The sequence below is a fragment of the Candidatus Thermoplasmatota archaeon genome (genome assembly GCA_022848865.1).
Classification (GTDB): domain Archaea; phylum Thermoplasmatota; class Thermoplasmata; order RBG-16-68-12; family JAGMCJ01; genus JAGMCJ01.
This window is the reverse complement of record JAJISE010000114.1, coordinates 1-595: the sequence shown is the minus strand read 5'-3', so window position 1 is coordinate 595 and position 595 is coordinate 1. Positions and strand designations below refer to the sequence as shown.

General features: G+C 57.8%; 1 rRNA gene. It reads left to right on the top strand.

The features are described 5' to 3' along the window. Positions 1–595: ribosomal RNA gene (locus tag LN415_09930) — 23S ribosomal RNA — on the top strand; the annotation flags it as partial.

The following is a 595-nucleotide window of genomic DNA, read 5'->3' as shown; positions in this document are numbered from 1 at the left end:
CCTGTCGTGAAGATGGCAGGTCGCAGTGACAAGGGGGGGCCGACTGTTTAATAAAAACCTAGCTAACCGCGAGCCCGAAAGGGTGTGTATGGTTAGTGAATCCTGCCCAGTGGGGGTATGTGAAGCTGGGGTCCAACCCAGCGAAGCACCTCTAAACGGCGGGGGTAACTATAACCCTCTTAAGGTAGCGAAATGCCTTGCCGCTTAATTGGCGGCTCGCATGAATGGATCAACGAGCCCCCCGCTGTCCCAGTCTGGGTCCCGGTGAACCTACTAGCTGGCGCACATGCCAGGGACTTCCGAAGGGAAGCGAAGACCCCGTGGAGCTTTACTGCAGTCTGTCGTTGGAGCGTGGCTGCGGGTGTAGAGTGTAGGTGGGAGCTTTCGAAGCTTGGTCGCCAGGCCAAGTGGAGGCGCCAATGTAACACCACCCTCTCGCGACTGTACTTCTAACTGCTTAGGCAGGACCGCGGCAGGTGGGCAGTTTCGCTGGGGCGGCAGCCTCTTGAAAAAATATCAAGAGGGCCCAAAGGTCGGCTTAGGCGGGTCAGAAATCCGCCGTCAAGGGCAAAGCCAGAAGCTGGCTTGACTGTGT